Below are 13,085 nucleotides of genomic sequence, written 5' to 3'. Positions count from 1 at the left end.
AAAAACAACCACTTCGTCCGCCTGCACCGCCAAAAACGTCCCCCGTCCCTGGCAGCGGATGCGTATCCTACGATCTCCCGGCCAAGCGTGCAAGCCCTTGCTCCAAATAAGTCAAAACGATGACATACACAGCGCTATAGACCGCCTGCCGCCAACCGATTCAACGCCTGTCAGCGAATCGTTACCCGCGCATAGCGCTTCTTGCCTGCCTGGATCACGTAGCGCTCGCCCGACTGGAGCATGTGGTCGCGCTCGACCACCTCACCATCGACCTTGACCCGACCATTGCCGAGCATATCCTTGGCCTGAGCGCTATTGTTGGCCAAACCTGACCGATTGAGTACCGCCGCGATGGGTACTTGAGCACTGCCCTCGAAATCGACCTCGACCTCGGGAAGATCATCGGGAAGCTCGCCCTCGGCCAGCTGGTTACCGGCTGACTTATGGGCATTCGCCGCAGCGTCCTCACCGTGATAGCGACCGATCAGCTCACGCGCCAGCACCATCTTGATATCACGCGGGTTGGCACCCTGCTCGACATCGCGCTCGAGCGATTCGATCTCCTCGTTGGACTTGAGGGAGAGCAGCTCGAAGTAACGCCACATCAGGCTGTCGGGCATCGATACGAGCTTGCTGAACATGGCGCCAGGTGCTTCATCGACGCCGACGTAGTTGCCCAGCGACTTCGACATCTTCTGCACGCCGTCAAGGCCTTCGAGCAGGGGCATGGTAATCACCACCTGTGGGGCCTGATCAAAATGTTTCTGTAGCTCGCGCCCCATCAACAGGTTGAACTTCTGATCGGTGCCGCCGAGCTCCACGTCGGCCTCAAGGGCCACCGAGTCGTAGCCCTGCACCAGCGGGTAGAGAAACTCGTGGATCGAGATGGACTGCCCTGACGCGTAGCGCTTCTCGAAGTCATCTCGCTCGAGCATGCGCGCCACGGTGCTCTGGCCGGCCAGCTCGATCATGTCGGCGGCACTCATGGTCGCGAACCACTCGGAATTGAAACGTACCTCGGTCTTGTCGGGGTCGAGGATCTTGAACACCTGCTGTCTGTAGGTCTCGGCGTTGACCTTGACTTCCTTTTCGGTGAGCGGCTTGCGCGTCACGTTCTTGCCGGAGGGGTCGCCGATGCGGCCAGTAAAATCGCCGATGAGGAAGATGACCTCGTGACCCAGATCCTGAAACTGGCGCATCTTGGTCAGCAACACGCTATGCCCCAGATGGAGATCTGGCGCCGTGGGATCGAAGCCTGCCTTGATACGCAGTTTACGACCAGAGGCGAGCCTTTGTTTCAGCTCATCCTCGACAAGGATTTCATGGGTGCCGCGCTGAAGAAGCGCCAGCGCGCTCGCAACATCGGTCATCGTCTCCTGCTCCACATCATAAGGGGTGTCGGGCTCATCTGCCGGGCCCACCGAATGCGACAGGATGGTAGCATGACTCGTAAGCGCGCGATGACGCCAGATCGACTCGGGAGAAACACATGCCACTATTCGTGGGGCTCATGTCGGGCACCAGCCTCGACGGCATCGATGCCGTTCTGGTCGACATTGACGAGACGGGCCAGCCGCAACTGATCGCAAGCCATGCCGAGCCAATGCCGCAGTCACTGCACGAACACCTCTGGGCGCTCTGCCATGCCCAGAGGGCAAGCTTCGCCGAGTTGGCCCGCGCCGAGGACAGCTTCTGCCGACTGCAGGCCCAAGCCGTCGCTACGCTCCTGGCGTCGAGTAACACCCCGACAAAGGCCATCGCCGCCCTGGGCAGCCACGGGCAGACCATCGAACACGCACCATCGGGTCATGACGGCGGCCCCCCCTACACCCTGCAGCTCGACAACCCCAGCCTGCTCGCCGAACTCACGGGCTGTGCGGTCGTGGCCGACTTCCGTCGCCGCGACCTGGCCGCCGGGGGCCAGGCCGCCCCGCTCGCGCCGGCCTTTCATGAAGCACTATTCCGCGCGCCAGGTGAGTGGCGTTTGGTGCTGAATTTGGGGGGCTTCGCCAACCTGACGCTGCTGCCGCCCGAGGAGGACGAACGCCTCCCACTGGGCTTTGATACCGGTCCAGCCAATGCCCTGCTGGACGCCTGGCATGCCCGTCACCGCCACGAACGCTTTGATGCCGGTGGCCACTGGGCCACCACGGGCCGGATCGATGAAGCACTGCTGGAAAGGCTGCTGGCTGACCCTTTCTTTCATCGCCCACCGCCGCGCAGCACCGGGCGTGAAGCCTTTCATCTCGGCTGGCTCGAAACACAACTAAAAGGAGAGGAACGGCCGGAAGACGTACAGGCGACACTCGCCGAGCTGACCGCTGCCAGTGCGGCGATGGGAGTGATGATGGCTCGAGAACAGCTCGACGCGCCCCCTGCAGCCGCATTGATTCCCTGCGGCGGCGGCGCTCACAACCCCGTCCTGCTTAGCCGGTTGGCGCAGCGCCTCCCCGAGACGCCGCTAGTGGCAAGCGACGAATGGGGCTGGCCGGCGGACTGGCTGGAAGGCGGTGCATTCGCCTGGCTGGCCTGGCGAAGGCTTGCCGGCCTGGCCGGCAACCTGCCCTCGGTGACCGGCGCCAGTGGCCCCCGAATACTGGGCGGCCTCTATGCCCCCTGATGTACCAATGAGTCTTGCTCGCGAAGGGGCGATACCTAGAAGTCATCCTCGCTGCGCAGCGAAAGATGGCTGGCCGCCTCCTTGGCCTGGCTCACGCCTTCGCTGCCCTCATCGCCATACTTGATCATCATGCGAAGGTCGTTGGGCGAGTCGGCATGCACCAGTGCCACTTCCTCGGATATCTTCTCGGCCTTGAAGAGATCGAAGAGCGCCTGATCGAATGTCTGCATGCCCAGGTCGCGTGATCGCGCCATGACATTCTTGATCTCGGTAACCTCGCCTTTGCGAACCAGGTCGCCGATCAGCGGTGACTTGAGCATGACCTCGATGGCGGCACAGCGCCCTCCCTCGACTACCGTGGGCAGTAGTTGCTGCGCCACGATGGCTTGCAGGTTGAGTGACAGGTCGAGCCATATCTGAGAATGCCGTTCGAGCGGAAAGAAGTTGATGATGCGATCCAATGCCTGGTTGGCGTTGTTGGCATGCAGAGTGGCCAGGCACAGGTGACCGGTCTCGGCGAAGGTCAGCGCATGCTCCATGGTCTCCCGGGTCCGAATCTCACCGATGAGTATCACATCCGGGGCCTGGCGCAGCGTGTTCTTCAAGGCCACTTCGAAGGAGTCGGTGTCGATGCCCACTTCACGCTGGTTGATGATCGCCTTGCGGTGCGGGTGGACGTATTCGATGGGGTCCTCGACGCTGATGATGTGCCCACCGGTGGTTTCGTTGCGGTGTTGGATCATCGACGCCAGGGTCGTCGACTTTCCGGTTCCCGTACCACCGACCACGAACACCAGGCCACGCTTGTTGTTACATAGCTCGCCGAGTACAGGCGGGAGGGAGAGCTCCTCCAGGTGCGGGATCGTCAACCCGATGCGGCGAATCACCATGGCGGGTTGGTTACGCTGCTGAAAGGCGCTGACCCTGAAACGGCCACGCCCCGGCAGGCTCAGCGCGAAGTTTGCCTCATGCTCGACCTGAAAGCGCTGAAAGGAGGATTCAGGAATCGAGATCCCCACCAATTCCTGCACCTGTTGGGTGGTGAGCCCCTGATCCCCCAACGGCGTCAGCTTGCCAGCCATCTTGAGTGTCGGGGGAGCATTCACCGAGATCAGCAGATCCGAGGCATCCTGTTTCACCATGATGTCCAGCAGCTGATAGAGCCACTCTTGTGCCGTCATGTCTCCGTTCCTTGTCGTTCGAGTCGCTCTTTCAGCTCGAGAGCACACTCTTGGCCTTGGTCTGGGCTTCTTCCCGGGCCACTGTATTATCGGCAACCAACTTGGCCAGCGAGGCATCCAGCGTCTGCATGCCCAGGTTGCCACCGGTCTGGATCGCCGAATAGATCTGCGCCACCTTGTCTTCACGGATCAGATTGCGCACCGCCGACGTGGCGATGAGAATCTCATGGGCCGCCACGCGCCCTCCGCCCTGACGCTTGAGCAGCGCTTGGGAAATCACCGCCTGGAGCGATTCGGAAAGCATGGAGCGCACCATGGATTTCTCGTCACCGGGAAAGACGTCGATGATACGGTCGATGGTCTTGGCCGCTGAGGTCGTGTGCAACGTGCCGAACACCAGATGCCCGGTCTCTGCCGCGGTCATGGCCAGGCGGATCGTTTCCAGGTCACGCATCTCACCCACCAGTATGATATCGGGATCCTCCCGCAAGGCACTGCGCAGCGCTGGAGCGAAGCCATGGGTGTCACGATGGACCTCGCGCTGGTTGACCAGACAGCGCTTGCTGCGGTGCACGAATTCCACCGGATCCTCGATGGTCAGGATATGTTCGAAGCGACTATCGTTAATGTAATCGATCATTGCCGCCAGGGTGGTGCTCTTGCCTGAGCCAGTGGGTCCGGTTACCAGCACCAGTCCGCGTGGCAGCATCGACAGGCGCCGGAACACGTCTCCCATACCCAGATCGTCAAACGTCAGTACTTCCGAGGGGATCGTCCGGAATACCGCACCCGAGCCGCGGGCTTGATTGAAGACGTTGACACGAAAACGAGACACGCCCGGCACCTCGAAGGAGAAATCGGTTTCGAGGAACTCCTCGTAGTCGCGGCGCTGACGATCAGCCATGATGTCGTAGATGAGCTTACGGACCTCGCGGTCCTCCATGGCCGGCACATTGAGTCGCCGAATGTCACCATCGACGCGAATCATTGGCGGCAGACCTGCCGAGAGGTGGAGGTCCGAGGCATTCTGCTTTGCCGAGAACGCCAGCAGTTCGGTAATATCCATGCGTTTCCCTGCTCCCGGTAAGGGGTAAATTAGGATGGCCCGTATGATAGACCTTTTTGCATGACAGCCTCGTCACTTTCCAACCCGTCACTTGACGAATCGCTCGTCACTGCTCGCGGGCGACTGGCCACAGCCCTGGCGGAAGCGGGTCGCCCCGACCAGGACGCCCGGCTACTTGCCGTCAGCAAAACCAAGCCGGCCAAGATGATCCGTGACGCATGGCACCTTGACCAACGTGACTTTGGCGAAAACTATCTCCAGGAAGCCTTGGCAAAGCAGGCTGAACTGGCCGATCTGCCCGACATCGTCTGGCATTTCATCGGTCCCTTGCAATCCAACAAGACGCGAGACGTCGCCGAGCACTTCGACTGGGTGCATAGCGTAGACCGGGAAAAGATCGCCCGTCGCCTGAACGACCAACGCCCCGAAGCGTGCGGGCCCTTGAACGTGTGTCTGCAGGTCAATATCAGCGACGAGCCCAGCAAGTCGGGCGTGAATCTCAATGAGCTGCCGAGTCTCGCCGAAGCGGTACTGACCATGCCGGCCCTGCGCCTGCGCGGCTTGATGGCCATTCCGGCGCAAGCCGAGGGCCTCGACGCCCAGCGCCGGCCTTTCGCTCGGCTGAGAGACGCTCTCCAGGCACTTCAGCAGCGTTTTCCAGAGGCACCGCTCGACACGCTCTCCATGGGGATGAGCGCGGACCTGGAAGCCGCTGTGCTGGAAGGCGCCACGCTGGTGCGGCTGGGTACCGCCATCTTCGGCGAGCGCGACACCCGATAACGACCGGACGACGCCGCACCCGGCGTCTCACATGAAACAAAGGACAGTGCGCATGGCTAGCAAAGTAACGTTCATTGGTGCCGGCAACATGGCCGGTGCCATCATCGGTGGCATGGTAGACAGCGGCTTCGCACCCGAGGCCATCACCGCGACGTCGCCCAGCGACAAGATGCTTGCACCGCTGCGCGATCGGTTGGGAATTCGCACCGAGACCGACAACAATATGGCCGTCGAACAGGCCGACGTCGTGGTGCTGGCCGTAAAGCCCCAGATCATGCGGGAAGTCTGCGAGAAGATGCACACTTCCATCCAGGCACGCCGGCCGCTGATTATCTCGGTGGCGGCAGGCCTGCCGGCCGAGACCCTCGAACACTGGCTCGGCGGCGAGCTGGCCGTGGTACGCTGCATGCCCAACACGCCCTCGCTGGTGGGCGCCGGCGCCTCGGGGCTCTATGCCAACCCTCGGGTCGAGGCTTCCCAACGCGCGCTCGCCACCGAGCTGATGGAGGCAGTGGGGCTGGTAGAATGGGTCGATGACGAAGGATTGCTCGAAGCGGTCACAGCCGTCTCCGGAAGCGCACCGGCCTACTTCTTCCTGATGTTCGAGGCCATGGAGGAAGCCGGTGCCAGCCTTGGCTTGCCCGCCGACACCGCTCGCCGGCTAGCCATGCAGACCGCTTATGGCGCCGCGAAGATGGCCATGCAGAGCGACGCAACGCCGGCCGAGCTAAAGCGCAACGTGATGTCTCCGGGTGGCACCACCGAACGCGCTATCGAGCACCTCGAAGGTGCCGGCCTGCGCCGTATCGTGCAGGATGCCATGATCGCCTGTGCGCATCGCGCCAGCGAGATGGCCGACGAGTTGGGCAAGCGTTAATCGCCGACATGCATTCACGAGACACCGGTTCACACGACCCACTCTCAAGGACTACGGAGGAGCCCTGATGGGCAGCCAATTGGGAAGCGCCGGCCTGCTGCTGGTCAACACCCTCATCAACATCTACCTGTTCCTGCTGATGCTGCGCTTTCTGTTGCAGGCATCCCGAGCTGATTACTACAACCCCATCAGCCAGTCGGTGGTAAAAGTGACGCAGCCCGTGGTGCGGCCCTTCCAGAGTTTTCTGGGTCCGGTGATGGGACGCTTCGATCTCGCCACGCTGGCCGCCGGCTTTGTGATCAAGGCGGTAAGCATCCTGGTCATCCTGCAAATCGCCGGCTTCGGTATGGCGCCGCTGATCGGCGTGGCCATCGGTGCCGTCGCGGCACTCGCCAACGCCATCCTCAAGATCTACTTTCTGGCGCTGATCGTGATGATCATCCTCAGCTGGGTCGCACCCAACGCCAGCCACCCCGGTGCCCTGATGGTGATGCAACTGGTAGAGCCCATCATGGCGCCGTTGCGCAAGGTCATCCCACCGCTGGGCATGATCGACCTCTCGCCGATAGTGGCGTTTATTGCAATCAGCATTCTTGATGGCCTCGTGGTGGGATCATTGACCCGCGCTGCCGGCATTTCCGGTGCCCTGGTTGGCCTGTGACCCAGACGCCCACCCAACGACCGGAGGCTGACCGCGTGATACCCGACGGGCTACCAAGCGACTCAATCGGCTTGGTTACGCCGCAGACGGCGCACTTCGACGATCCTCTAGCGCTGGCCTGCGGCAAGACGCTGCCGGCCTACGACCTGGTGTTTGAAACCTACGGCATCCTGAATGCCGAGCGTTCCAATGCCGTACTGATCTGCCATGCCTTGTCGGGGCACCATCATGCCGCCGGTTTCCACAGCCTCGAGGAACGCAAGCCGGGATGGTGGGACGCGCATATCGGCCCCGGCAAATCCATCGATACCGACCGCTTTTTCGTGGTCTCCTTGAACAACCTTGGCGGCTGCCACGGCAGCACCGGCCCGATCAGCCTGAATCCGGACACCAGCCGTCAGTGGGGCCCGGAATTCCCGATGGTGACGGTGGGCGACTGGGTCCACAGTCAGGCCCGGCTAGCCGAGCGACTGGGTATCGAGCGATTTGCCGCGGTAATCGGCGGCAGCCTCGGCGGCATGCAGGTGCTGCAATGGGCACTGGCCTACCCCGAACGCATCGCCAATGCAGTCGTCATCGCCGCCACCCCTAAGCTGTCGGCCCAGAACATCGCCTTCAACGAAGTGGCTCGCCAGGCAATTCGCTCCGATCCCGATTTCCACGCGGGCTGGTATTACGAACACGACACCTTGCCGCGTCGCGGTTTGAAACTGGCCCGAATGGTGGGCCACATTACCTATTTGTCGGCAGACGCCATGGGCACCAAGTTCGGTCGCGACCTGCGCTCCGACGACTTCAGTTTCGGCTACGACGTCGAATTCCAGGTGGAATCCTACCTCCGCTATCAAGGTGATACCTTCTCGAACTCCTTCGATGCCAATACCTATCTGCTGATGACCAAGGCACTGGATTATTTCGACCCAGCCGCGGCCCACGGCGGTGACCTGGCCCGTGCTCTGGCTCCCGCCTACTGTCCGTTCCTGGTGGTCAGCTTCTCTACCGACTGGCGATTTCCACCGTCGCGCTCCAAGGAACTGGTCAACGCCCTGATCCAGGCCAATAAGGCAGTCAGCTTCGTCAACATCGACTCGCCACACGGCCACGACGCCTTCCTGATGCCCCAGCCCCGCTACCAGGCGGTGTTCGCCGGCTTCATGTCCCGCGTAGCCCACGATCTGAATCTGGGAGGCCCGTCATGAAGCGCGCCGACTTGACGCTCATTCATGGCTGGGTGCCCGAAGGTGCGCATATCCTCGATCTGGCCTGTGGCAATGGCACTCTGCTGGCCGCCCTGGCCCGCGACAAGCATGTCAGCGGTTATGGGCTCGAAATCGATCCCGACGGTATCACCGCCTGTCTGCAGAAAGGCGTCAACGTCATCGAACAGAACCTCGACGAGGGCCTGGCCAACTTCGAGGACGACGCCTGCGATCTAGTGATCATGACCCAGGCGCTGCAGGCCCTGCGCCGTCCTGACCTGATGCTCGACGAGATGCTGCGGGTCGCCGGTGAATGCATCATCACCTTCCCCAATTTCGCCTACTGGCGGCATCGTGCCTATCTCGGCTTCAAGGGCTTCATGCCGGTCTCAAAGTCGCTGCCTCACGCCTGGTATGACACGCCCAACATCCACCTATCGACCTTCAACGATTTTGAACAACTCTGCCGTGACAAGGGTCTGATTATCGTCGACCGTGCCGTGGGCATCGGCGACCACGAGGGCCACTGGACCTCACGCTGGTGGCCCAACCTGTTCGGCGAGATCGCAATCTTCCGTGTCAGTCGCCACCGGGATTGAACGTTAGCGACCCGCTTCATGAGAGACTTCCTGATGACCCGACGACCCCTGCACCTCATCGCCCTCACCTGGCTATTACTGCTGGCGGGGCCGCTCGCTGCCCAGCAGTTCGAACAGATAGGCGATTACCAGATTCACTACAGCGCGGTGAACACCAGCTTCCTGCCCCGAGACGTCACCGAGGAGCATGGCATTCAGCGCAGTCCTGCCATGGCGCTGCTCAATGTCAGTGTGCTTGAGGTCCAGGATGATGGCTCGACACCGCCCGTGACGGCGTCGGTCCAGGGGACCGTCGGCCCCCTCGGCGAGGCCGGCGGCTCAACGCTCGAGTTTCGCAGCCTGCGCATCGGCGACACGCCGTCTCAGGTCGCAGTGTTCCGCATTCAGGACGACGAGCCGATGCGCTTCGATTTACGCGTGCGTTACGACCGCAATGCCCCACCGACCGAGGTCAGCTTCATCCAGCGCTTCTACATCGATCGTTGAACGCAGTCGGAGTCGGCAGGGCCGAGATGGATGGGCAACGGATCGCTCAAATGAATCGTCGCCGGCACGCCCTCGTGGCAGTTCACCTGACAGCCGTATGCCAGCATTTCGACGCCAAGCGCCGCCACCTCGCGCAAGGCAAGGGTATAAGCCGGGTCAATATGCCCCGCCGGCGCCACGTCGCGAATCCCTGCATGGGCTACGCAGAACAGCAGCACGGCGCGATGCCCGCTGGCCGCCAGGTCGGCTAGTGCAAAGAGGTGTTTTCGCCCTCTCGCGCTCACCGCATCGGGAAAATAGCCGTGGCCGTCGGGCTCCTTCAAGGTGACCTGCTTGACTTCGATGAAAGCGCTCGCATGCTTCGGTTCATCCAGGCGAAAGTCCAGCCGGGCCTGGGTCTGTGTGGCACCCCCGACGACTCTCGCCTCGCGCTTGAGCGTCGTGTAGCCGTCCAGGCCGGACAGGCGCTGTTCCCTCAGGGCCTCCTCGACCAGTCGATTGGCGCGCCCAGTATGCACCGACACCATCGCCGTGCTGCCGTCCGGCTGTGGCAACTCGATGAGTTCCCAGGTCCAGGCCAGCTTGCGCTTGGGGTTGTCGCTCGCCGCAAGCCAGACCCGACACCCCGGCACATTCACGGCCCGCATGGAGCCAGTGTTGGGGCAATGAGCCACTACCTCGCGGCCGTCGTCGAGACACACGTCGGCGAAGAAGCGCTTGTAGCGGCGCAGCAGGATACCGGGTGCCAAGGCCGGGTATTCCATCAGCGACGCGCCAGGAAGCGCTCAAGGCGATAGACCGCCTCTTCCAGACGCGCGATACCCGTGGTGAAGGCGATGCGCACATGATGCGCGCCGCCCTTGAGGGCGAAGTCGATACCGGGAGTGATCGCAACGTTCTCTTCTTCCAGCAACCGCTGACAGAAGGTCTGGCTGTCATGGCTGTAGCGCGAGATATCCAGCCACAGGTAGAACGCTCCCTGGGGCGCCAGTGACGGCGCCAGACCCAGCCGCGCCAATCCCGCCAGCAGCGCATCGCGACGCCGGCCGAGTTCGGCGCGCCGGGCCTCGAGAATTTCCCGGCATTGCGGGGTGAAGGCCGCCAATGCCGCATGCTGCGCCGGGGTGGAGGCGGCCAGGAATACGTTCTGGGCCAGGCGGGTCAGCGGTTCCACCGCCGCTTCCGGTGCCAGCAGCCAGCCCAGGCGCCAGCCGGTCATGCCGAAATACTTTGAGAAGCTGTTGACCACGAACGCGTCCGGGGTGATCGAGGCCACCGAAAGCGGCGCCAGATCATACGACAACCCTTGGTAGATCTCGTCGACCAGCAACTCGCCATCTCGCTCGGCCACCGTCTCGACCACCGCAGCGAGCGACTCGGCATCGAGCATGTGACCGGTGGGATTGGAAGGGGTAGCCAGCATCGCCAGGCGCGTCTCGTCGCGCCAGTGGCGCGCCACCAGGCTGGCATCCAGCTGCCAGCCGCTCTGTGGCCCCACGGGCACGGCATCGATTGAAGCGCCAGCCAGGGCCATGAAATGACGATTGCAGGGATAGTTGGGATCTGCCATCAACACGCGGTCGCCGGGGCCGGCCAGTAATTGGCTTGCCAGCAATAGCGCGCCCGAGGCACCCGGCGTGACGATGATTCGGCCAGGGTCGACCGCGACACCGAAGTGCTCGGCATAATGGCCGGCGATGGCGCTGCGCAGGGCTGGCAGGCCTGTTGCCGGAGTATAACGGGTATGCCCCGCCGCAAGGGCCGCCTGGCCGGCCGCCACCACCGGCTCGGGAGTGTTAAAGTCAGGCTCGCCGACCTCGAGATGGATAACATCATGGCCGGCAGCCTCGCGCGCCTGGGCGCTCGCCAACAGGTTCATCACCCGGAAGGGGGCAATCTGTTCGACTCGCGAATGCCATGCCATGGTGGCCTCCTTGCGGTGTCGTGACCGTGAAAGGGACAAGTCGTCCGTCGCGCGGTCCAAAAGGTGTAGTAAGGTAACGACTTTCATTGTGCCAGCGCAGGACAGAGGGCCTGAAGTGTTGCAAAACGTGTCCATTTCGGATAAACAAGCATCCCTTTGGCGTGAGATACCGTGCATTACGGCAGGTATTGATCAGCAGTCACCCAGTAACGAGGCAGTCCCATGCCAGTAGCCGACAAGAAAGTGGAAGCGCCCAAGAAATTCACCCCGTACGAGCCGGCGCAGGGTGAAGAATACATGAACGAGCAGCAGCTTGAGCACTTTCGACAGATTCTTCTGGGCTGGAAGCAGGAGCTCATGGAAGAAGTGGACCGCACCGTGCGCCACCTTCAGGAAGAGGCGAACAATTACGCCGACCCGGCGGATCGTGCCACGCAGGAAGAAGGCTTCAGCCTTGAGTTGCGCACTCGCGACCGTGAACGCAAGCTCCTCAAGAAGATCAACGAGACTCTCGACATGATCGATGAGGAAGATTACGGCTTCTGCGAGGCCTGCGGCGTTGAGATCGGTATTCGCCGACTGGAAGCGCGCCCCACGGCGACCCTTTGCGTCGATTGCAAGACCCTGGCCGAACTCAAGGAAAAACAGCTGGGCGGCTGATCCGTCGATGTCGACGGCGCCCTCATGGAACCGTTGCGGGCACCTCAAGGTGCCCGTTTGCATGCTCACCCCCCGCCTTGGGAGGAGCCTGTGACCGACTACCGCGGACGTTTCGCTCCGACCCCTTCCGGACCGCTACATTTCGGCTCCCTGATCGCCGCGCTGGCGAGTTTCCTCGATGCCCGCCGGGCCGGAGGAGAGTGGCTGCTGCGCATCGAGGACATCGATCCGCCCCGCTGCCCGGCCGGGGCGGCAGAGATCATCATTGCCCAGCTCGAGGCCTTCGGCTTGCATTGGGACGGCCGGGTGCTCTGGCAACAGGGGCGCGAGGCTCACTATGCCCGCGCCCTCGCGCGTCTCGAGGCACTGGGGCTCGCCTACCCTTGCAGCTGCTCGCGCCGGCAATGGCGCCAGTATCCGATTTACCCTGGCTGGTGTCGCAGTGGCGTTCGCGAGCCGGACAAGCCGGTCGCCTGGCGGCTGCGCAGCGATCTTGGCCAGCGCCCCGTGATCTGGCAGGACCGTCTGCTCGGTGAGCAGTGCCTTGACCCGGCGGCGATGGGCGACGTGGTACTCAAGCGCAAGGACGCCCTATGGGCCTACCAGCTCGCCGTGGTGGTGGACGATGCCGACCAAGGCATCACCGATGTGGCGCGCGGCGCCGATCTTCTCGACAACACCCCCTGGCAGCGCCAGCTGCAGCAGGCACTGGGCCTGCCCGAACCGCGCTATCTGCATCTACCGTTGATCATGGACGCCAGTGGCCAGAAACTCTCCAAACAGAACCTGGCCGCGCCGCTGCCGCTCGAGGATGCCTCGGTACGCCCTCTGCTACACCGTGCGCTTCTGGCCTTGGATCAAGCCCCTCAGCCTGGCCTTGCCGCGGCCCCGGTCAGCGAGCAACTCGACCAAGCCATTGCCGACTGGGATGTCGGACGTATCCGGCCCGAGCGGAAACGCACGGTGACGGAGGGCGACGCCATTTCGACGCGGTGAAAGCGTCGACTCATGAAACGCCATAATAGAGTCGTC

Annotated in this window: 14 protein-coding genes; 9 read left to right on the top strand and 5 right to left on the bottom strand. The window is 62.6% G+C overall.

From position 1 onward, the window contains the following. Positions 1-170: 170 nt before the first annotated feature. The gene (gene tyrS / locus KG088_RS16465) at positions 171-1,370 is read right to left on the bottom strand and encodes a tyrosine--tRNA ligase (protein ID WP_213827238.1); all 1,200 of its coding nucleotides are present in this window, start codon (positions 1,368-1,370) and stop codon (positions 171-173) included. A gap of 119 nt (positions 1,371-1,489) precedes the next feature. On the opposite strand from tyrS, the gene KG088_RS16460 reads away from it, so the two are divergent. Then, positions 1,490-2,620, top strand: a complete 1,131-nt coding sequence (locus KG088_RS16460; RefSeq protein ID WP_213827236.1) for an anhydro-N-acetylmuramic acid kinase — start codon at positions 1,490-1,492, stop codon at positions 2,618-2,620. A 35-nt stretch (positions 2,621-2,655) separates the two neighbouring features. On the opposite strand, the gene KG088_RS16455 is transcribed toward KG088_RS16460, so the two are convergent. Together KG088_RS16455 and KG088_RS16450 are read right to left on the bottom strand one after the other, a co-directional pair. After that, positions 2,656-3,801: a PilT/PilU family type 4a pilus ATPase gene (locus tag KG088_RS16455; RefSeq protein WP_213827235.1), complete on the bottom strand. Its 1,146-nt coding sequence runs from the start codon at positions 3,799-3,801 to the stop codon at positions 2,656-2,658. Between the two features lie 31 nt (positions 3,802-3,832). Beyond that, a complete protein-coding gene (locus tag KG088_RS16450; protein WP_213827233.1) occupies positions 3,833-4,867 on the bottom strand; it encodes a type IV pilus twitching motility protein PilT in 1,035 nt (344 codons plus the stop codon). A gap of 60 nt (positions 4,868-4,927) precedes the next feature. On the opposite strand from KG088_RS16450, the gene KG088_RS16445 reads away from it, so the two are divergent. The 6 genes from KG088_RS16445 (at position 4,928) to KG088_RS16420 (ending at position 9,469) form a co-directional block, all read left to right on the top strand. Beyond that, entirely contained in the window at positions 4,928-5,647 is a 720-nt protein-coding gene (locus tag KG088_RS16445) for a YggS family pyridoxal phosphate-dependent enzyme (protein WP_213827231.1), read from the top strand. 52 nt (positions 5,648-5,699) lie between these two features. Further along, on the top strand, positions 5,700-6,524 hold the full coding sequence (gene proC, locus KG088_RS16440) for a pyrroline-5-carboxylate reductase (RefSeq protein WP_213827228.1): 825 nt from the start codon (positions 5,700-5,702) through the stop codon (positions 6,522-6,524). A gap of 67 nt (positions 6,525-6,591) precedes the next feature. Continuing rightward, positions 6,592-7,185 (top strand): YggT family protein, encoded by a 594-nt coding sequence (locus KG088_RS16435; RefSeq protein WP_213827226.1) that lies wholly within the window; start codon positions 6,592-6,594, stop codon positions 7,183-7,185. A 38-nt stretch (positions 7,186-7,223) separates the two neighbouring features. Then, a complete protein-coding gene (gene metX / locus KG088_RS16430; protein WP_213827244.1) occupies positions 7,224-8,384 on the top strand; it encodes a homoserine O-succinyltransferase MetX in 1,161 nt (386 codons plus the stop codon). Then, complete coding sequence (gene metW, locus KG088_RS16425) at positions 8,381-8,983, top strand: methionine biosynthesis protein MetW (RefSeq protein WP_213827224.1); 603 nt, start codon at positions 8,381-8,383, stop codon at positions 8,981-8,983. The genes metX and metW overlap by 4 nt, the downstream gene beginning before the upstream one ends. A 33-nt stretch (positions 8,984-9,016) precedes the next feature. Further along, complete coding sequence (locus KG088_RS16420; protein ID WP_213827222.1) at positions 9,017-9,469, top strand: DUF4426 domain-containing protein; 453 nt, start codon at positions 9,017-9,019, stop codon at positions 9,467-9,469. Here KG088_RS16420 and sfsA read toward each other — a convergent pair. Both sfsA and KG088_RS16410 read right to left on the bottom strand, forming a co-directional pair. Beyond that, on the bottom strand, positions 9,454-10,233 hold the full coding sequence (gene sfsA / locus KG088_RS16415; RefSeq protein WP_213827220.1) for a DNA/RNA nuclease SfsA: 780 nt from the start codon (positions 10,231-10,233) through the stop codon (positions 9,454-9,456). The genes KG088_RS16420 and sfsA overlap by 16 nt on opposite strands. Then, positions 10,233-11,393: a pyridoxal phosphate-dependent aminotransferase gene (locus tag KG088_RS16410; protein ID WP_213827218.1), complete on the bottom strand. Its 1,161-nt coding sequence runs from the start codon at positions 11,391-11,393 to the stop codon at positions 10,233-10,235. Before KG088_RS16410 ends, sfsA begins: the two co-directional genes overlap by 1 nt. A gap of 222 nt (positions 11,394-11,615) precedes the next feature. On the opposite strand from KG088_RS16410, the gene dksA reads away from it, so the two are divergent. Continuing rightward, complete coding sequence (dksA, locus tag KG088_RS16405) at positions 11,616-12,053, top strand: RNA polymerase-binding protein DksA (RefSeq protein WP_213827216.1); 438 nt, start codon at positions 11,616-11,618, stop codon at positions 12,051-12,053. A 90-nt stretch (positions 12,054-12,143) separates the two neighbouring features. Further along, positions 12,144-13,049, top strand: coding sequence for a tRNA glutamyl-Q(34) synthetase GluQRS (gene gluQRS / locus KG088_RS16400; protein ID WP_319941463.1), 906 nt, complete (start codon positions 12,144-12,146; stop codon positions 13,047-13,049). Positions 13,050-13,085 lie beyond the last annotated feature (36 nt).

The sequence above is a fragment of the Halomonas jincaotanensis genome, from assembly GCF_018448785.1.
Classification (GTDB): Bacteria; Pseudomonadota; Gammaproteobacteria; order Pseudomonadales; family Halomonadaceae; genus Halomonas; species Halomonas jincaotanensis.
The sequence above is the reverse complement of the archived record's forward strand: the minus strand, read 5'-3'. Positions and strand labels throughout refer to the sequence as shown.

Bases quoted from the DNA above. Each gene is read 5' to 3' on its own strand.
- KG088_RS16420 (WP_213827222.1), top strand. From the start codon at position 9,017: ATGACCCGACGACCCCTGCACCTCATCGCCCTCACCTGGCTATTACTG.
- KG088_RS16445 (WP_213827231.1), top strand. From the start codon at position 4,928: ATGACAGCCTCGTCACTTTCCAACCCGTCACTTGACGAATCGCTCGTC.
- tyrS (WP_213827238.1), bottom strand. From the start codon at position 1,370: ATGACCGATGTTGCGAGCGCGCTGGCGCTTCTTCAGCGCGGCACCCAT.
- metW (WP_213827224.1), top strand. From the start codon at position 8,381: ATGAAGCGCGCCGACTTGACGCTCATTCATGGCTGGGTGCCCGAAGGT.
- KG088_RS16450 (WP_213827233.1), bottom strand. From the start codon at position 4,867: ATGGATATTACCGAACTGCTGGCGTTCTCGGCAAAGCAGAATGCCTCG.
- KG088_RS16410 (WP_213827218.1), bottom strand. From the start codon at position 11,393: ATGGCATGGCATTCGCGAGTCGAACAGATTGCCCCCTTCCGGGTGATG.
- KG088_RS16455 (WP_213827235.1), bottom strand. From the start codon at position 3,801: ATGACGGCACAAGAGTGGCTCTATCAGCTGCTGGACATCATGGTGAAA.
- proC (WP_213827228.1), top strand. From the start codon at position 5,700: ATGGCTAGCAAAGTAACGTTCATTGGTGCCGGCAACATGGCCGGTGCC.
- dksA (WP_213827216.1), top strand. From the start codon at position 11,616: ATGCCAGTAGCCGACAAGAAAGTGGAAGCGCCCAAGAAATTCACCCCG.
- KG088_RS16435 (WP_213827226.1), top strand. From the start codon at position 6,592: ATGGGCAGCCAATTGGGAAGCGCCGGCCTGCTGCTGGTCAACACCCTC.
- sfsA (WP_213827220.1), bottom strand. From the start codon at position 10,233: ATGGAATACCCGGCCTTGGCACCCGGTATCCTGCTGCGCCGCTACAAG.
- KG088_RS16460 (WP_213827236.1), top strand. From the start codon at position 1,490: ATGCCACTATTCGTGGGGCTCATGTCGGGCACCAGCCTCGACGGCATC.